The sequence below is a fragment of the Methylobacterium tardum genome, assembly GCF_023546765.1.
GTDB lineage: Bacteria > Pseudomonadota > Alphaproteobacteria > Rhizobiales > Beijerinckiaceae > Methylobacterium > Methylobacterium tardum.
On record NZ_CP097484.1, the window covers coordinates 2,904,576 to 2,922,752 of the forward strand.

13 protein-coding genes and 1 pseudogene are annotated in these 18,177 nt (G+C 68.8%); 6 read left to right on the forward strand and 8 right to left on the reverse strand.

Going from position 1 to position 18,177, the window contains the following annotated elements; all coding sequences use genetic code 11:
- The first annotated feature begins 47 nt into the window (after nt 1–47).
- Complete coding sequence (locus M6G65_RS13825; protein ID WP_284042381.1) at nt 48–2,375, forward strand: NADP-dependent malic enzyme; 2,328 nt, start codon at nt 48–50, stop codon at nt 2,373–2,375.
- Nucleotides 2,376–2,457: 82 nt separating this feature from the next.
- Nucleotides 2,458–3,903 (forward strand): acetamidase/formamidase family protein, encoded by a 1,446-nt coding sequence (locus tag M6G65_RS13830; RefSeq protein WP_250104066.1) that lies wholly within the window; start codon nt 2,458–2,460, stop codon nt 3,901–3,903.
- A gap of 109 nt (nt 3,904–4,012) precedes the next feature.
- On the opposite strand, the gene M6G65_RS13835 is transcribed toward M6G65_RS13830, so the two are convergent.
- The 5 genes and pseudogenes from M6G65_RS13835 to M6G65_RS13855 all read right to left on the reverse strand — a co-directional run bounded on the left by M6G65_RS13835 (nt 4,013) and on the right by M6G65_RS13855 (nt 12,942).
- Nucleotides 4,013–6,526 (reverse strand): methyl-accepting chemotaxis protein, encoded by a 2,514-nt coding sequence (locus tag M6G65_RS13835; protein WP_308445206.1) that lies wholly within the window; start codon nt 6,524–6,526, stop codon nt 4,013–4,015.
- A 425-nt stretch (nt 6,527–6,951) separates the two neighbouring features.
- The gene (ppx, locus tag M6G65_RS13840) at nt 6,952–8,457 is read right to left on the reverse strand and encodes an exopolyphosphatase (RefSeq protein WP_238197912.1); all 1,506 of its coding nucleotides are present in this window, start codon (nt 8,455–8,457) and stop codon (nt 6,952–6,954) included.
- 130 nt (nt 8,458–8,587) lie between these two features.
- The gene (locus M6G65_RS13845) at nt 8,588–10,981 is read right to left on the reverse strand and encodes an RNA degradosome polyphosphate kinase (RefSeq protein ID WP_250104067.1); all 2,394 of its coding nucleotides are present in this window, start codon (nt 10,979–10,981) and stop codon (nt 8,588–8,590) included.
- A 104-nt stretch (nt 10,982–11,085) separates the two neighbouring features.
- Nucleotides 11,086–11,805, reverse strand: a complete 720-nt coding sequence (locus M6G65_RS13850) for a P-loop NTPase family protein (RefSeq protein ID WP_238197908.1) — start codon at nt 11,803–11,805, stop codon at nt 11,086–11,088.
- Nucleotides 11,806–11,818: 13 nt separating this feature from the next.
- Nucleotides 11,819–12,942 (reverse strand): annotated as a pseudogene (locus M6G65_RS13855) (AI-2E family transporter).
- Between the two features lie 142 nt (nt 12,943–13,084).
- Between M6G65_RS13855 and purM the strand changes: the two are divergent.
- A complete protein-coding gene (gene purM / locus M6G65_RS13860; protein ID WP_238197904.1) occupies nt 13,085–14,164 on the forward strand; it encodes a phosphoribosylformylglycinamidine cyclo-ligase in 1,080 nt (359 codons plus the stop codon).
- Nucleotides 14,164–14,814 carry a phosphoribosylglycinamide formyltransferase gene (purN, locus tag M6G65_RS13865; protein WP_238197902.1) on the forward strand — a complete coding sequence of 217 codons (651 nt, stop codon included), beginning with the start codon at nt 14,164–14,166 and terminating at the stop codon, nt 14,812–14,814. The genes purM and purN overlap by 1 nt, the downstream gene beginning before the upstream one ends.
- A 324-nt stretch (nt 14,815–15,138) precedes the next feature.
- On the opposite strand, the gene M6G65_RS13870 is transcribed toward purN, so the two are convergent.
- Both M6G65_RS13870 and ndk read right to left on the reverse strand, forming a co-directional pair.
- Entirely contained in the window at nt 15,139–15,504 is a 366-nt protein-coding gene (locus M6G65_RS13870; RefSeq protein ID WP_192710832.1) for a hypothetical protein, read from the reverse strand.
- 169 nt (nt 15,505–15,673) lie between these two features.
- Nucleotides 15,674–16,096, reverse strand: a complete 423-nt coding sequence (gene ndk / locus M6G65_RS13875; protein WP_192710833.1) for a nucleoside-diphosphate kinase — start codon at nt 16,094–16,096, stop codon at nt 15,674–15,676.
- Between the two features lie 268 nt (nt 16,097–16,364).
- Between ndk and M6G65_RS13880 the strand changes: the two genes are divergently transcribed.
- On the forward strand, nt 16,365–16,829 hold the full coding sequence (locus M6G65_RS13880) for a DUF2147 domain-containing protein (RefSeq protein ID WP_192710834.1): 465 nt from the start codon (nt 16,365–16,367) through the stop codon (nt 16,827–16,829).
- A gap of 8 nt (nt 16,830–16,837) precedes the next feature.
- On the opposite strand, the gene M6G65_RS13885 is transcribed toward M6G65_RS13880, so the two are convergent.
- Nucleotides 16,838–17,473 (reverse strand): glutathione S-transferase N-terminal domain-containing protein, encoded by a 636-nt coding sequence (locus tag M6G65_RS13885; protein ID WP_238197900.1) that lies wholly within the window; start codon nt 17,471–17,473, stop codon nt 16,838–16,840.
- A 243-nt stretch (nt 17,474–17,716) separates the two neighbouring features.
- Here M6G65_RS13885 and M6G65_RS13890 point away from each other — a divergent pair, with 243 nt between their 5' ends.
- The gene (locus tag M6G65_RS13890; RefSeq protein ID WP_238197898.1) at nt 17,717–18,016 is read left to right on the forward strand and encodes a hypothetical protein; all 300 of its coding nucleotides are present in this window, start codon (nt 17,717–17,719) and stop codon (nt 18,014–18,016) included.
- Nucleotides 18,017–18,177 lie beyond the last annotated feature (161 nt).

The following is an 18,177-nucleotide window of genomic DNA, read 5'->3' on the forward strand; positions in this document are numbered from 1 at the left end:
CGCGACCGTGTCGTCCTCGGTGAAGAAGGTGAGCGGGAGCGTGGGCGATGGCCGATAACATGTCCGAGGACCTCAAGGCCGGGGCGCTCGTCTACCACCGCCTGCCCCAGCCCGGGAAGCTGGAGATCCAGGCGACCAAGCCGCTGGGCAACCAGCGCGACCTCGCCCTGGCCTACTCGCCCGGCGTCGCCGCCGCCTGCATGGCGATCCACGACGACCCGCAGCAGGCCGCCGAACTCACGATCCGCCAGAACCTCGTGGCGGTGCTCTCCAATGGCACGGCCGTGCTGGGCCTCGGCGATATCGGCCCGCTCGCCTCCAAGCCCGTGATGGAGGGCAAGGCGGTCCTGTTCAAGAAATTCGCCGGCATCGACGTGTTCGACATCGAGGTCGACCAGAAGGACGTCTCGAAGCTCGCCGACGTCGTCTGCGCGCTGGAGCCGACCTTCGGCGGCATCAACCTTGAGGACATCAAGGCGCCCGAGTGCTTCGAGGTCGAGGAGCAGTGCCGGGCGCGGATGAACATCCCGGTCTTCCACGACGACCAGCACGGCACCGCGATCATCGTGGCGGCCGCCGTCCTCAACGGCCTGGAACTCGCCGGCAAGAACCTCGCCGACGTCCGGATCGTCACCTCCGGCGCGGGCGCGGCGGCGCTCGCCTGCCTCAACCTGCTCGTTTCCCTCGGCGCGACCCGCGAGAACATCACGGTCACCGACATCAAGGGCGTGGTCTACAAGGGCCGCCCGGAACTGATGGACCGCTGGAAGGACGTCTACGCCCAGGAGACCGACAAGCGGACGCTCGCCGAGGTGATCCCGGGTGCGGACGTGTTCATCGGCCTGTCGGCCGGCGGCGTCCTGAAGCCCGAGTACCTGAAGGAGATGGCCGAGAAGCCTCTGATCATGGCGCTCGCCAACCCCTACCCGGAGATCATGCCGGACTTGGCCGAGAAGGAGCGGCCGGACGCGATGATCTGCACCGGCCGGTCGGACTTCCCGAACCAGGTCAACAACGTCCTGTGCTTCCCCTACATCTTCCGCGGCGCGCTGGATGTCGGCGCCCACAAGATCAACGAGGAGATGAAGAAGGCCGCCGTGAAGGCGATCGCGGGCCTGGCTCACGAGACCACCTCGGACGTGGTCGCCCGCGCCTATGGCGGCGAGGCGCGCCCGTTCGGGCCGAAATCCCTGATCCCGAGCCCGTTCGACCCGCGCCTGATCCTGCGCATCGCCCCGGCGGTCGCCAAGGCCGCGATGGATTCGGGCGTGGCCGGCCGGCCGCTCGCCGATCTCGACGCCTATGTCGACAGCCTCGACCGGTTCGTGCACCGGTCCGGCCTGATCATGAAGCCCTTGTTCTCGAAGGCGAAGGCCGAGCCCAAGCGCGTGATCTACGCCGAGGGCGAGGACGAGCGCGTGCTCCGCGCCGTTCAGGCGATCGCCGAGGACAAGGTTGCGTTCCCGATCCTGGTCGGCCGGCCCCGGGTGGTGGAAACCCGGCTGAAGCGCTTCGGCCTGTCCCTCGTGCACGGCCGCGACTTCGAGCTGATCGATCCCGAAGACGATCCGCGCTACCGCGCCTACGTGCAGACCTATCTCGAGGTGGCGGGACGCCGGGGCATCACCCCCGACGCGGCACGCACGCTGGTGCGCACCAACAGCACGGTGATCGGCGCCATCGCGGTTCGGCGCGGCGAGGCCGATGCCTTGATCTGCGGCCTGGAGGGGCGGTTCGAGACGCGGCTGCGCATCATCCGCGACGTGATCGGCCTCGCGCCCGGCGTGGAGCAATGCGCCGCGATGAGCCTCGTGGTGACGCATAACGGCGCCTACTTCCTGGCCGACACCCATGTCCGCCAGAACCCGACCGCCGAGGAAATCGCCGACGTGGCGCAGGCCTGCGCCAGCCACGTCAGCCGCTTCGGCCTGACGCCGAAGATCGCGCTGCTCAGCCACTCGGATTTCGGCCAGTCGGACTCGCCCTCGGCGATGAAGATGCGCGACGCCCTCGCGCTCCTGCAGCAGCGTGACCCGGAGCTTCAGGTCGACGGTGAGATGCAGGCCGACTCCGCCCTCAACGAGATGGTCCGCGAACGGGTGCTGCCCGGTTCGCGGCTCAAGGGCGCGGCCAACGTCCTGATCTTCCCGAACCTCGACGCGGCCAACATCGCCTTCCAGTTCGCGAAGGTGCTGGCGGATGCCCTGCCGGTCGGCCCGCTGCTGATCGGCCCGGCCAAGCCCGCTCACATCCTGACGCCGTCGGTAACGGCACGCGGCATCGTCAACGTCACGGCCGCGGCCGTGGTCGAGGCCCAGGCGGACGAGGCTGCACCGACGGTCGAGGAGCGCGGCGCCGGCATGATCTCCGAATGAGAAACGGCTGTCGGCGGCCGCGAGCGTGGCCGTCGATTTGCTTCCCGCTCCCGCGGAAACACAACGACCGGGAGACGACGCGATGTGCGCGGGCGACGATCCAACCTGCCACGCCTTCGAGGAGCACCGCCGCCGGTTCCGGCGCGATCTGGAGCCGGAGCGGCGCGCCTTCCTGAAGAGCGGCTTCGCGGCGACCGGTGCCGCCGCCGCGGCCCTCGCGGCCGGCGGCCCGTCGCTGGTGAGCCCCGCCCTCGCGGAGGCGAGCGGCGCCAAGATCGCCGCGACGGCGCATTATCACCTGCCGGCCAATGCCGAGACCGTCCACTGGGGCTTCTTCAGCCGCAGCCTCAAGCCGAAGGTCGAGATCGGCTCGGGCGACTTCGTCACGATCGAGACGCTCACGCATCAGGCGAGCGACGATGCCGAGCGGATGATCCAGGGCGATCCGGGCGCCGAGAGCGTCTATCTCTGGACGAAGGACAAGATGGGCGTCTCGCCGCGCGGTGCCGGCGCCCTGGACGCCAAGATCGGTCCCGGCGGCGGCCTCGGCGTGCATATCTGCACCGGCCCGGTGGCGATCCGCGGTGCCGAGCCGGGTGACGTTCTGGAGGTGCGGATCCTCGACGTGGCGCCCCGCCCCTGCGCCAATCCCAAATACAAGGGTCTGACCTTCGGCAGCAACGCGGCGGCGTGGTGGGGCTACCATTACAACGACCTGATCACCGGCGATAAGCCGCGCGAGGTCGTCACGATCTACGAGGTCGATGCCACCGGCGAGCGCGACTGGGCCCGCGCGGTCTACAGCTTCCGCTGGCCGGGCGTGACCGACCCGTTCGGCGTCTCCCACCCGACCATCGACTATCCCGGCCTGCCGGTCGATCACTCCAAGACGCAGAAGACCTTCGAGGTGCTCAAGGGCATCCGGGTGCCGATCCGTCCGCATTTCGGCACGATGGGCGTCGCGCCCGCCGAGGCCGACCGGGTCAACACGATCCCGCCGAGCTACACCGGCGGCAACATCGACAATTGGCGGATCGGCAAGGGCGCGACCCTCTACTACCCGGTGGCGGTGCCGGGCGCCCTGTTCTCGGTGGGCGACCCCCATGCCAGCCAGGGCGATTCCGAATTGTGCGGCACCGCGATCGAGTGCTCGCTCACCGGCACCTTCCAGTTCATTCTGCACAAGAAGGCCGATCTGCCCGGGACGCCGCTGGAAGCCCTCGATTTTCCGATGATCGAGACCCGGGAGGACTGGGTTCTGTCCGGCTTCAGCTACCCGAACTACCTGCGCGACCTCGGCCCGGACGCGCAGACGGCGATCTTCCAGAAATCCTCCATCGACCTCGCCATGCGCGACGCCTTCCGCAAGATGCGCCAGTTCCTGATGCACGCGAAGGGGCTCACCGAGGACGAGGCGATCTCGCTGATGTCGGTCGCGGTCGATTTCGGGATCACGCAGGTCGCCGACGGCAATTGGGGCGTCCACGCCGTGGTCAAGAAGGCGATCTTTGCCGATCGCGCCGCTTGAGCGCTAACCGCGGCCGCTCATAGAGGCCTGAGGTCGCCGCCCCAGAGCCGGCTGCGCTGGGACGGACGGGCGCTGCAGACACGCCGTGTCGGTTGGCGGGCGGAGTTGGTCAGGCCGCCCGGGCGAAGGACGACTTCATCAGGCCGGCCAGGACGCCGTGCGTCTCGGTCCAGGCTCGGCGGGCATCCGGTGTGAAGTCCGCTCCGAGCGCGCGCTCGAGCGTCCAGAGCAGTGCGGACCCGACCGCCTCGAAATGTGGCTCCTGGGTACCGTAGCCGAGGTGCCGCTGCCCGAGATCGCGCACGACCGAGGCCAGAGCCTCGGGCTTGTCGAGATTTGCGATCGCCAGCGCCAGCATGGCCATCAACTTGCGCTTCTGCTCCGCCAAGGCCTCGGGGAACAGCGTCCGGACCTGCGGGGCGATCTCGAACAGCCGATCGTAGAACAGGTCGGCCGCATGATCGGCGATCGACTGAACCTTGGCGAATGTCTCCCGTACGAGCGTCACCTGGGACGACGAGATGGCGTAGGTGGCGCGGACATTTGCCAGGAAGCGCCCGACCTCGCTGGTGAGATGGTCCGACTGACGCGACAAGGCAGAGGCGGCATCGAGCACCTGGCCGGCCGCAGAACCGGTCTTCTCTGCGGCATCGGCCACGCCCGAGATGTTGCTGGTCACGGTGGCGGCCCCTGCGGCCGCCTCTCCGACATTGCGGACGATCTCCTGGGTTGCCGTTCCCTGCTCCTCGACGCCAGCGGCAATCGCCGCCGCCACCCCATTGATCTCCCGGATCCGGTCGGTAATCGCCCCGATCGCCGTGACCGCCTGCCCGGTCGAGGCCTGGACCCGCGCGATATGCTCCGAAATTTCCTCGGTCGCCCTGGCGGTCTGCTCGGCGAGCATCTTGACCTCCGCGGCGACCACCGCGAAGCCCCGGCCCGCCTCGCCGGCGCGCGCCGCCTCGATGGTGGCGTTCAGCGCCAGAAGATTGGTCTGACCGGCGATCGATGAGATCAGCCCGACCACGTCGCCGATCTTGGCCACTGCCGTGCGCAGTTCCTGCACCAGCGCGCCGGTGTGATCTGCCTCGGAGGCGGCCGCTCTCGTCAACTCGGCCGAGCCCTGAACCTGACGGCCGATCTCCTGGACCGAGGAGCCGAGCTCCTCGGCGGCGACGGCCACCGTGTTGACGTTGCTGGCCGCCTGCTCCGCCGCGGCGGCGACCGCGCCAGATTGGGTCGAGGTCTGCCCGGCCATGGTCGACAGCGACCCGGCGGCGGATTGGAGTTCGCTCGCCGAAGCCGAGACCTGCCCGATCATGTCGCCGACCGCCCGCTCGAAACCATCCGCCATCTGGCGCATGCTGGCGCGGCGCTCCTCGTCGGCATGCTGTTGTGCCTGCGCCGTGTCGGCTTCCAGTTGCCGGGTCCGGATCAGGTTCTCCTTGAAGACCTGCACGGCGGCCACGATCGGTCTGAACTCGTTGCTGTAGTCGTGCACGGGCACGTCGACCGTCGTGTCGCCCTGTGCCAGCGCCCGCACCGTCGCCGAGATCGCTCGGATCGGCCGGAGAACGCCGCGGGACAGGGCGAGCAATCCAAGCGCGACGAGCAGCGTTGCGGCCAGCAGGGCCGCGGCGTTCCGCAGAAGAATCGCGTGCGACTCACCGGCCAGGGTTTCGGCCCGTGCCACCATCGCGTCGAGGGCGGCGTAGGCGAGATCGACGATCGTCATCTGATCGACGGTGTTGCGCTGCCGCAGTTCCAGGAATGTGACAGGGGACGGCTTGTTCAGGCTCAGCGCCTCGAAGACGGCCTGCGCAATCGATGCGGGCTCGCCTTCGAAGTTGCTGGCGTGAGCCTTCTGGTACGCGGCCCTGATCGTCTCCGGAACGTTGGAGACCGCCTCGGTCGTAGCCAGCCAAGCGCTCTGCAGGCGCGCGCGCTCCTCGGCGGCCGCCACGGTCTCGGGCAACGACCAAGTGGTCTTCGCCGCCAGCGAGGTCTGGACCCGTAGCGCGACATTGCCGATCGCAACGCGGGTCGTCCACGCCGACCGCTTGATGGCGAGGTAGCGCTGCAGGATCGCGTCCGACCGAGGGATCGCGGCGTCAACCGCGTCGGTCGTTGCGGTCAGCGCATCGAGCAGATCTTGGAAGGCCTTGAGCGCGGCCGGGAGCAGCGTCGCGTCGCGCTGGGCCTTGGGCAGTCGCAGGGCGCTGTCGATCCGGGGGCGGAGGGCGTTCAAGGTCTCCTGGGCCGCATTCAGCCGGCCCAGCGTCCCGGATACGGCGGGCACATCCTGCTCGTTCAGTAGTAATTGAGCCGTCCGAAAATTCGTCAGCATGGCCTCGCGGTTCTTCGCGAGGGCTGAGAGCGTGTCAGGATCTGCGGGTGCCTCACCCCCGAGGGCGAGGGACGACCCGCGCTCCAGGCGCAGCGGCAGAAGGGTCTTGAGCAGGCTGCGGCTCGCTTGGGCCAAGGTAACGGCTTGCCCTGCCTGCCCTGCCTGCCGGTGTGCCTCAATCAATCCAGTCGCGGCGTAGGTCAGTAACATCGACGCCATGGCTAATATCGCCACGCACATGAGAGCGCGAACAGACAAACGTCCAAATTTAAGCATAATACAAAGATCCGCGTCTCAACAAACGGTCCAGAAGATGCCCGCACGCTAGCGCAAATAACTGCGGATTGCACGCCCATTGCTCCGCAGTGTGCGGGCAAAATCGGTCATGATTAGGGACGCTGGCGGCGTATGTGCTGTAAAAACCGATCTAAATCCGTACTGTTAGATATAGCGAGTGATTAAATTGCTTAATCCGGAAATACGACGTCACTCTTATTAAGAATTACCAGCAAGAAAAGCTTGCTCAAGGCGTCAAACGGAGAAAAGTTTGGGTGTTAGAAAGAATCTGCCCCTGTCAAGATCTCAGGGGCGCAGCGGCGATCCTCGGAGGACCCGCGCGGCACCGCCCCGCTGAGAGATTGGTCGCGGCAGGCACGACAAGCGACGGCGACGCCGACCGCCGGCATCCTTGCTGTGCGTGATCAGGCAGTGCCGCCCATGACCTCGACCCGCCCATCGAGACCGATCACGCGCCCAAGGGCACGGACGCGGTTGAGGAGACGGTCACCGCTCAGGGGCTCCCAGTCTCGCGGGAGACGCAGGACCACGCGGCCGTCCTCCACGGTCAGCGGGGCCCGACCGAGCGCCCCGTCCATGCCGGCCGAGATCGGGAACGCGACGCGCAGCAGCGCGCCCAGGAGGCGCGCCCGTTCGAACAGGCGAGGCCCGGCCAGCCCGCGCAGCATCGGGTTGGCTTTCTCGGCGGCGAGGCCCGTGTGCCGGAGCGACACCGAGAGGGCGAGATAGGCCCGGCCCGGATGATCGACGCCCACGAACGCCGCGTTCTGGATGACCGCGATGCTCTGCTCGTCGCGGTAATCGGGATGGGCCCGCCAACCCACATCCGAGAGCAGGCAGCCCGCGTGGCGCAGGCGGCGCTCGTCCGCGGTCTCGTGGCCGTCGAGTGTCGCGACGAAGCGGTCGGTCCAGGCGATCAGCTCCTCACCATGGTGCGGCGCTCGGGAGCGAAGGCTGTTGAACTCCGCCGCGGAGGCGAGCAGCGGGTCGATCAGCCGGGCGTCGCGGTCGAGCTGCTCGAACAGCAGGCCCTCGCGGACACCGGAGGCCGAGATGGCCACTTCCCGCGGCCGTCCGACCCGGATGATTTCCTCCAGAACGACGGCGCCATAGGCCAGAAGCGGGCGCCGGGCTTCGGAGATCGCGTCGACGTCCTGCAGTAGCGACACATCGGTCTGCTCCACAACCTGCAGGAAGCTCAGCTCGTCCGTGGGCTCGACCGTATAGCCGTGCATCACGTGGACAGGATAGTTGCGGGCGGCCTGATGGAGCCGCGCGATCGCGCGCCACGTGCCGCCGACCGCGTAGAAGGTTCGCCCGCGCAGGGTCTCGAGCTGGGGCACCGCCTTGCGCATGTGCTCGCGCACGATCTTGGCGGCCTTCTTGACCGAATTGCCGGAGAGGTCCTGCAGGGCGAGGCCGCCGAGCGGCATGGTCACGCCCTGCCCGACCACGGCGCCTCGGACATCCACGAGTTCCAGCGATCCGCCGCCGAGATCGCCAACCACGCCGTCCGGCGCGTGAAAGCCGGAGACCACGCCCAAGGCCGAGAGTTCCGCCTCGCGCCGGCCGGACAGGAGCTGGATCTCCTGCCCGCAGGCCGCTTCCGCCGCGCGCAGGAAGTCCGGACCGTTCTCCGCATCCCGCGCCGCCGCGGTGGCCAGCACGAAGACCTGCCCGACCCGCATGGTGTCGCAGAGGACCCGGAATCGCGCCAGGGCGGCCAGCGCCCGGGCGACGGCGTCCTCGTTCAGCCGCCCGGTCGTCAGGACATTGCGCCCGAGACCGCAGAGCACCTTCTCATTGTAGAGCGGCGTCGGTGCCCGGCTTAGACCGTCATAGGCGACAAGCCGGACGGAATTGGAGCCGATGTCGATGATGGCCACCGGCTGGCGTGCCGCGCTGGCCATCGGGTCCGCCGAATGCGCGAGGGTGAGGTTGGCACGAGGGCTGCCCAAACGTCCAAGTCCTTGATGAGCCCGACGCGCCGACCGGCGCGTCGCGCAAAACGTTTAGCCCAGCGCCGCTGCGCGGCGAAACTCAGGCGCGCTGCGCACGCCGGCTCAGCGCGCGCGGGCTCGACTTCTTCGAGGCCTTGCCGCGGCCCGAGAGACTCGGGTTGGTCATGAAGTACTTGTGGGCGTTGAACGGTTCCTCGCCTTCCGCCGGCTGGATCCGCTCGCAGCCTCCGGAGGCAAGCAGCCGCCAGCTCTGGCGATTGTCGAGCAGGTTGGCCAGCATGATCTGGTCGAGCACCTGTTGATGCACCGTCGGGTTGGTGATCGGCAGCAGCGCCTCGACGCGCCGGTCGAGGTTGCGGCTCATCAGGTCGGCCGACGAGATGTAGACCGTGGCCTTGGGATGGGGGAGGCCGACGCCGTTGCCGAAGGCGTAGATGCGCCCGTGCTCCAGGAACCGCCCGACGATCGACTTGACCCGGATCGTCTCCGACAGGCCCGGGATGCCCGGCCGCAGGCAGCAGATCCCGCGGACCACGCAGTCGATCTGAACCCCGGCTTCCGAGGCGTCGTAGAGCGCGTCGATGATCTGTCCGTCGACCAGCGAGTTGCACTTGATCCAGATCGCCGCCGGACGCCCCGCCTTCGCGTGGGCAACCTCCGCCTCGATGTGCTCCAGCAGCCGGTACTTCAGCGTCAGCGGCGACACCGCCATCCGCTCCAGTTCCGCGGGCTCGGCGTAGCCGGTGATGAAGTTGAAGATCCGCGAGACGTCGCGCGCGATGGCCGGGTCCGCCGTGAAGAAGGACAGGTCCGTGTAGATGCGCGCCGTGATCGGATGGTAGTTGCCGGTCCCGACGTGGCAGTAGGTGACAAGCCTGTCGCCCTCCCGCCGGACCACCAGCGACAGCTTGGCGTGGGTCTTCAGCTCGACGAAGCCGAAGACCACCTGCGCGCCGGCCTTCTCCAGGTTGCGCGCCCAGCGGATGTTGGCTTCCTCGCCGAAGCGCGCCTTCAGCTCCACCAGCGCGGTGACCGACTTGCCGAGTTCCGCCGCCTCGGCGAGCGCCGCCACGATCGGCGAGTTGGACGAGGTCCGGTACAGCGTCTGCTTGATCGCCACGACGTTCGGATCGCGGGCGGCCTGGGCCAGGAACTGCACCACCGAGTCGAAGGACTCATAAGGGTGGTGGACGATGAAATCCTTCTGGCGGATCGCCGCGAACACGTCGCCGCCGCTCTCGCGGATGCGCTCCGGGAAGCGCGGGTTGTAGGGCTTGAACTTCAGGTCCGGCCGGTCGATCCCGACGACCTGGGACAGCTCGTTCAGGGCCAGCATGCCCTCGACCAAGAAGACCGCGTCCGGGGAGATCTCCAGCTCGCCGACCACGAAGGTGCGCAGATCCTCCGACATCCCGGCCTCGACCTCGAGGCGGATCACGACGCCGCGGCGGCGCTGCTTGAGCGCCGTCTCGAAATGGAGAACGAGGTCCTCCGCCTCCTCCTCGATCTCGAGATCGGAGTCCCGGACAACCCGGAACGCGCCGCTGCCCTTGACGAGGTAGCCCGGGAACAGGCGCCCGGTGAACATCCCGATGACCTGCTCGATCGGGATCAGCCGCGCCGAGGTCTCGCTGTCGCTGACCGGCAGGCGCACGAAGCGATCCAGGACGCCCGGCACGCGGATCAGCGCCCGCAGCACCCGCCCGTCCCGCGGCCGCACCAGCATCAGCGCGATCGTCGTGCCGAGGTTCGGGATGAACGGGAACGGATGCGCCGGGTCGATCGCCAGGGGCGTGAGGACCGGGAAGACGTGGTTGAGGAAGTACTCCTCCAGCCACCCCGCCTGCTCGGCGGTGAGCGAGGCCGGCTCGACGATGTCGATATCGGCCGCGTGCAGCTCCGCGCGCAGCTCGCGCCAGCGGGCCTGCTGGTCGGCGGCGAGGCGCGAGACTTCCGCGCCGATCCGCAGGAGCTGCTCGGAGGGTGACAGCCCGTCCTGGGACGGAACCGTCAGGGCCGCCCGGACCTGATCGATCAGGCCGGCGACGCGGACCATGAAGAACTCGCCGAGATTGTTCGCCGAGATCGACAAAAACCGGAGCCGCTCGAGCAGCGGATGATTGGGGTTCGAGGCCTCCTCGAGAACGCGGCGGTTGAACTGGAGCCAGGACAGCTCGCGGTTCACGAAACGCTCCGGCGAATGGCGAAGGGACCGGCCGGCCTCCAGCACCGGCTCCCGTGCCGCCCCGGCCGCTGGGCTGGGCGCTGCCGGCTCGGCCGGAGAGGCCGAGGCGGGCCATTCATCGTTGGCATCGGCCGTGGCGCCGGCGATTGGCGGCTTCGCCGGACCGTCGGCCAGCGCCGCTCTCGCGGCGGGAACGCGCCGGGTCGTCGGAGGTGTTGTCGAGCGCCGACGGGGCTCCGCGGCCTCTTCGGCGACGTCGCGTTCCACGGGCTTCTGCGTCGATTCCATCCCCGATCCCTGTGTCTGCCTTCGGCTCCTCGCGGCGCGGAGCGTTTAGCATCGTCCCCCTGCAGCCTTCACGACGGTTTCGTGACGGCTCCCAATTTCCGCCGTCAGCCGTCGGCCTCGTCCTCTAAGCCTTCGTCATCAAGACCCATGCGCCGCAGCACCGCCAGCGCGAGCGGGCGGCTGATGCGCCGACCGCGCCCGAGGGCGTCCCGGTCCAGTTCGGCGACGACGTCGCGGGCGCGGCCGAGGGAGCGGTCGATCCGCAGAGCCAGCGAGTCGATGACGCTCAGATCGACCACGAGTTGCCGATCCACGAACAGCTTGACCAGGACGGCGCGCAGGAGCGCGTCGTCGGGCGCCTCGATGGCGATCCGCGGGGCGAGGCGCAGGCGCGAGCGCAGGTCCGGCGTGACGAGGCCGAGGGCGTCGATCTCGGCGGAACTGGTCAGCAGGACCGGGCAGGCCCGCTCCCGCGCACGGTTCAGAAGGTGGAACAGGGCGGCCTCGTCCCGCTGCTCCGCCCGATCGATGTCCTCGATCACCAGGGCGCCATTCGAGACCAGGTGCTGGACGGCATCGGCTCCGATCTCCGCCGCCGCACTCGTCCAGGCATGGGCGCGTTCCGCCCAGATGGCCGCGAGATGGCTCTTGCCGCTGCCCGAGGGGCCGGTGAGCACGAGGACGCTGTCGGGCCAGTCGGGCCACGCCTCGATCAGGGCGTAAGCGGCCTCGTTGGCCGGTCCGACGAGGAAATCCTCGCGGCCGCAGCGGGGGTCGAGCGGCAGGTCGAAGGTGAGCTGCCGGGGTGGTGCATTCTCGCGCATGCGTCGTCCAGGATCATCCCGCGCCCGCGGAGGTCAAGGCCGAAGCGTCCTTGCCATCGTGCTCGATCAGGATCGGCTGCCCGGCATGGTAGAGGCGGCTCTCCAGATAGCGGGCCAGGGCGAAGCGGACCAGCACGCCGATCGAGGCCGCGATCGGGACGGCGAGCAACAGCCCGACGAAGCCGAACAGCGTGCCGAACGCCAGCAGCGCGAACATCAGCCAGACCGGGTGCAGCCCGGTCGAGTCGCCCACGAGCTTCGGCGAGATCACGTTGCCCTCCAGGAACTGGCCGACGAGAAACACGCCGACGGTCAGGCCGAGGTGCAGCCAGTCGGCGGAGGGCCAGAACTGGACCAGCGCGACGCCCACCGAGAGCAGGAAGCCGGTCAGCGTCCCGACATACGGGATGAAGGTCAGAAATCCTGCGATCAGTCCGATCAGCACCCCGAAATTGAGGCCCAAAAGCCAGAGGCCGACCGCGTAGAAGCTCCCCAGGATCAGGCAGACCAGCGTCTGGCCGCGGACATAGCCGGTGACGGCCCCGTCGATCTGGCGCGCGAGGTCGCGCACCGTCGCCCGGTGCCGCGGCGGCACCCAGCCGTCGATGGCCGCGACCATCCGGTCCCAATCCACCAGGATGTAGAACGCGACCACGGGGGTCACGACCAGGAGCGACGCGATCGAGATCAGTGCCTGGCTGCCCGACCAGAGCGATTTCAGGAAGGCCAGGAGCCGGTCCCCGCCTGGGTCGCGAGGGTGCCGACCGAGGATTGCAGCTCGCTCAAGACATTGGCGCCGCCGATGCGTTCGAGCAGGCTCCCGGAGCGGTCGGCGATGATCGCCTGGAGCCGCGACACCATACCGGGCAGGGCGTTGATGAGCGCCACGACTTGGTTGGCGGTGAGCGGGATCAGGATCAGCAGCGTCACGACCAGCGCGACGACGAACAGCGCCAGGATCAGCAGGCTCGCCGCGAGCCGCCCGAGGCCGAGCCGCTCGAGCCGGTCGGCCAGCGGATCGAGCAGATAGGCCAGGGTGATGCCGGCCACGAAGGGCAGCATCACCTCGCGGAGAAGGTAGATGACGAGTCCGAGGGCGACGACAGCGGCCAGCCCGATCACAGCTCGTGTGCGCACGATGACGCTTCCCCCGCAGCACACCTCGCCACTCGGCAGAGTGGGTATGCGGCCTGCGCCGATCAAGACGCCGCTCCATCGACTCGCGCGGCGCGCGGTAAGCCGCTAGAGCGGGGCCAGTATTGAACGAGGTGGCGCGGGCATGACGGCCAAGGACGGCAACCAGCCGAAGACGGGGCTGACCTACGCGGCGGCGGGCGTCGATATCGACGCCGGCAACGCCATGGTCGAGACGATCAAGCCGCTGGTGCGCTCTACCCGGCGCCCGGGCGCCGATGCCGAGATCGGCGGGTTCGGGGGCCTGTTCGACCTGAAGGCCGCGGGCTTCCGCGACCCGATCCTGGTGGCGGCCAATGACGGCGTCGGCACCAAGGTCAAGATCGCCATCGAGACCGGCCGCCACGACACGATCGGGATCGACCTCGTGGCGATGTGCGTGAACGACATCATCGTTCAGGGCGCCGAGCCGCTGTTCTTCCTGGACTACTACGCCACCGGCAAGCTTGTCCCGGGCGTCGGCGCCGACATCGTGCGCGGCATCGCCGAGGGCTGCCGGCAGGCCGGCTGCGCTCTGATCGGCGGCGAGACCGCCGAGATGCCGGGGCTCTACGACGGGTCCGACTACGATCTCGCCGGCTTCTCGGTGGGCGCCGCCGAGCGCGGCACGCTGCTGCCGCGGCCCGGCATCCGCCCCGGCGACGTGGTGCTCGGCCTACCCTCCTCCGGTGTCCATTCCAACGGCTTCTCGCTGGTCCGCCGGATCGTCGCCAAGACCGGCCTCGGCTGGGACGCGCCGGCCCCGTTCGCCCCGGGCCGCAGCCTCGGCGAGGCGCTGCTGGAGCCGACCCGGATCTACGTGAAGCCGCTGCTCGCGGCTTTGGGCGCCACCGACGGGATCCGGGCGCTGGCCCACATCACCGGCGGCGGCTTCCCCGACAACCTGCCCCGGGTCCTGCCGGACGATGTCGGCATCGCCGTCGACCTCGACGCCGTGACCCCGCCGCCGGTCTTCGGCTGGCTCGCCCGGGAGGGCGGCGTCGCCGAGGCGGAAATGCTGCGCACCTTCAATTGCGGGATCGGCATGGTGGTGATCGCCGCCGCCGACGCGGTCGACGACGTCGACGAGGCCCTGACCCGCGCTGGAGAGACACCGGTGCGCCTCGGGCGGATCACGGCGCGCGGCCCTGAACCGGTCACCTTCACCGGCCGCCTCGCCCTCTGATGGCACCCGTCCGCAAGACCCGCGTCGCGATCCTGATCTCGGGACGCGGCTCGAACATGGTGGCGCTCTTGGAGGCCGCGAAGGACCCGGCCTACCCGGCCGAGATCGTGCTGGTCCTGTCGAACCGCCCGGAGGCCGCCGGTCTCGCCCGGGCGGCCGAGGCCGGCATCCCGACGCAGGCGATCGACCATAAGGCCTTTCCCGACCGCGCGGGCTTCGACGCCGCCCTCGACGCCGCCTTGCGCGCGGCCCAGGTGGACCTCGTCTGCCTCGCGGGCTTCATGCGGATCCTGACGACGGCGTTCGTGGCGTCCTGGGCGGGCCGGATGCTCAACATCCATCCGTCGCTCCTGCCCCTGTTCAAGGGGACCCATACGCACCGGCAGGCGCTCGACGCCGGCGTGCGCCTGCACGGCTGCACGGTCCATTTCGTCGTGCCGGAGCTGGATGCGGGCCCGATCGTCGCGCAGGCGGCGATCCCGGTCCGCCAGGACGATGATCCCGACAGCCTCGCCGACCGGGTCATTGTTCAGGAGCGCCGCCTGTACCCGGCAGTCCTCGCCCTGGTGGCGGGCGGCCGCGCCCGCCTGGAGGGCGACCGCGTCGTCATCGCCGAGGCGGCGCCGGACGGCGTCCTGTTCAGCCTCTAAAATCGCCGGCGATTGGGCTCAGGTCTCGCCTCCGGTGCCGACCGCCGCACTGTCCGTGCGACGCAGGATTCCACGTTCGGGGATTCCGTCTCCGAGACGTAGGCGTTTTGAATGACCAACCCACGTCGTTCCGGGGCCGCGTAGCGGAGCTCGGAACCCAGATCCACCGTCGGGACAAGATCTGGGCGCGTCGGCGTGTCTGGATTCCGGGCTCGCCTGCGGCGCCCCGGAATGACGATATGGCTGACCAAGCCAGGCAATCGGCGAAGGGCCGGATCCTTACAATAAGGCGCGGCTGCTCGAATCAACCGAGCGGGCGTGTCCTCAGACCGGGCGCTGCAGCTTGCAGCTGTCCAGCGCCGAGAGCGCCTTCGCGCGGGCCGAATCGTTGAAATAGCCGGTGGTCCGGTAGGCCTCGATCTCGGACGCGTCGAGGCTGCGCAGGGTCTGCCGGGCGTAGCAGCCGCAGGGGCGCTCCAGCGACGCCTCGGTGGCGCTGGTCAGGCGAGCCTGGACGACCGTGCAGGCGTGGCGGACGCGGCCTTCGAGGTTGGACTTCGTGGCGGTCTTGAGGGCCGGGTCCGGCTCGTACTGCTGGAACGGGGCCGAGGATCCACCCGCATAGGCGGCGGTCGCGCCGAGCGCGAACAGACCGGTCGCGATCAGCAGGGGCAGGCGGCGCATCGTCATGGTGTTGAGGGTCCGAAGGGCTGAGATCGACTAAGCTCGGCCGTTGGACGCTTCCGGGCTCCGTCCCGTCAAGGACGGTCCGGACACACAGGGCGGCATTCCCCGCGCGGCCCGGTGCGGTGCGCGACAATGGCGGGTCGGTGTGCCCAACCCGCCACCACCCATCGCCTTACGCGGCGATGTCGGAGTCCTGGAAGAACTGCGCGATCTCGAGCTTCGCGTTCTCGGCGCTGTCCGAGCCGTGCACGGTGTTCTCACCGACAGACTCGGCGAACTTCTTGCGGATCGTGCCCTCGGCGGCCTGGGCCGGGTTCGTGGCGCCCATGACCTCACGGTACTTAGCCACCGCGTTCTCGCCCTCGAGGACCTGAACAACCACCGGGCCGGAGGTCATGAAGGTGACGAGCTCGCCGAAGAACGGCCGCTCCTTGTGCACCTCGTAGAACTTCTCGGCCTGCTCCTTGGTCATGCGGATGCGGCGCTGGCCGACGATCCGCAGGCCCGCCTCCTCGATCACGGCATTCACCGCGCCGGTCAGGTTCCGCCGCGTCGCGTCGGGCTTCAGGATCGAGAAGGTGCGCTCGGTGGCCATGGTCTATCCGGTCTGTCTGTGGAAAAGGCGTGCGGCGCGCCGGCAGTCCCTGCGCGCCGCGGCAGCGAAAATTTCGCTTCGGCGCCGGGCTTATAGCGGGCGCCCTCCGGGGCCTCAAGCCGCGCGCCGGCTGCCTCCGCGGCAAGCGCGGCCGTGGCTCTGCCGCAACACCGCCGAAAAATCGCCCGATTGCGACGGCTCACTCCCACACCAACCGACCTCGTCCACCCCTCGGGCGTCCGCGACGCCCCATCCCCGGAGACGAACCATGCGACTCGCTCTCAGCGCCGCCCTGCTTCTGACCGGCCTCTCCGCCGCCGCCGCCGACACCGGCAAGGATCCCTCCGGGACCTGGCTCACGGGCGACGGCCGCGCCAAGATCCGCATCGATCGCTGCGGCGCCGGCCAGAAGCTGGTCTGCGGCAAGGTCGTCTGGCTCAAGACGCCGACCTTCGACAACGGCGCGCCGCGCACGGACCTGAAGAATCCCGACCCGAAGAAGCGCGCCCGTCCGGTGATCGGGCTCCAGCTCATCGAGGGTCTGAAGCCCGATGACGCGAAGTTCACCGGCGAGCTCTACAATATCGAGGAAGGCAAGATCTATACGGTGAGCCTGGAGCGCGAGAGCGAGGCCGAACTCAGCGTCTCTGGCTGCATGCTCAAGGTGCTGTGCGGATCGCAGACCTGGACGCGGGTGCCGGACGTGAACCAGCAGGCCGCGAACAAGAACTGAGCGGGCCGTCAGATTGCCGCGAGGCCGCGCTGCACGGCGGGCCTCGCCAGGATGCTATCCAGCCAGCGAGCCACGTTGGGCAGGGTGTTGATGTCGACGCCCTGCTTGAAGTTCAGCTTCGCCCACGTGAACGTCGCGATATCGGCGACGGAATACTCGTCCGCCAGATAGGCGCGGCCTTCCAGGCGCCGCTCCAGGACACCGTAGAGACGCTTGGCTTCCGCGGTGAATCGGTCGATCGCGTACGGCACCTTCTCGGGCGCGTAGATCTTGAAATGGTGCGTCTGGCCGAGCATGGGGCCGAATCCCGCCACCTGCCAGAACAGCCACTCGTCGACGGCGACCCGGGCGCGCTCGTCCGTGGGATAGAACTGGCCCGTCTTCCGGCCGAGGTATTGAAGGATCGCACCCGACTCGAACACCGAGATCGGCTGCCCGCCCGGGCCGTCGGGATCGACGATCGCCGGGATCTTGTTGTTGGGTGAGATCGCCAGGAAGTCGGCGGCGAATTGCTCGTTCTTGGCGATATCGACCGGAACGATCCGATATGGGAGCGCGCACTCCTCCAGCATGATCGGAATCTTCCAGCCGTTCGGCGTACTCCAGGTATGGACGTCGATCGGCCGCCCGGACACCGCTGCCATGCTCTGCCTGCTCCTCGACCGAACTGTCGGCGGCGCGGCGGTCCTCCGCCGAGTTCGGACTACGCCCGCAGTGAAGACGATTTCCCCGCCGTGCTCAAGGGCAAGGCGAACGTGCGGCTCACGATTCCGAGATGCGGGGTCGTGCTTGTTGGCAGGGCCCGCAGCGGACTTGCCGGCGCCGCGACGGAGCGGCGAAACTCCCGTCCGTGCGTCGAGGCGACGCGAAAACGGGGAGTTTGTTCGATGGTCGACCGTCTCGTGAGGATCGCAGCCCTGCTCGTGCCGCTGCTCGCCGTGCAGCCCGTTCTTGCCAAGGAGGCAACCACCAAGGCGCCGGCTACGTCCGAGGCGCCGGCCGCGAGTCCGGCCGCGCCGGCCGCGAAACAGCCGAGCCCCGGCCAGACCGCTGCGCGGGATCGGCAGAAGAAATGCGGCGCCGAGTGGCGCGGCCTCACCGACGCGCAGAAGACCGCCCAGGGACCGAAATGGCCGCAGTTCTGGAGCAAGTGCAACAAGCGGCTGAAGGGCAACGACAAAGCGTGATTCGCGTGCGAACCGCAGAGCTCCCGGTTCGTTTCATCGCTTGATCTGCGAAGCGCCGGGGGGCGTGCGATGATGACGGCTCGACACCGGCGACCAGCTCTGAGCTCGATCCGGCATGGCTGAGGCCGCCGCCAGCGCGGTCCGACCGTCCGGATCGGTCG